The sequence below is a fragment of the Streptomyces sp. BE20 genome, assembly GCF_036322525.1.
Classification (GTDB): domain Bacteria; phylum Actinomycetota; class Actinomycetes; order Streptomycetales; family Streptomycetaceae; genus Kitasatospora.
The window spans coordinates 1-283 of sequence record NZ_JAQYWW010001094.1 but is presented as its reverse complement, the minus strand read 5'-3'; the positions used below and the strand labels follow the sequence as shown (position 1 = coordinate 283).

The window sequence follows — 283 nt, the reverse complement described above, 5'->3', positions numbered from 1 at the left end:
GGTGGATCTTCGACCCGTATTTGCCCCGATCGACAGGATTCGGACCCGTCAACTCCCCTTTTTCAGCGCCCTCATGTTCACCGAGTCGACCGCGCACCTCGACCAGTCCAGCTCGCCCCGTGCGCCGAGCTCGTCCAGGACGACCCGGTGGAGCTTGGCCCACACCCGGGCCCTGCTCCACTCGGTGAAGCGCCGGTGCGCGGTGGGCCCGGACGGACCGAAACAGGGCGGCAGCTGGGCCCACGTGCACCCCGACGTCGCGACGAACACGATCGCCGCCAGC

Annotated in this window: 1 pseudogene; it reads right to left on the bottom strand. The window is 69.3% G+C overall.

Features of this window, described 5'->3' with window-relative positions:
- Positions 1-283: pseudogene (locus PUR61_RS33165) on the bottom strand (transposase); the annotation flags it as partial.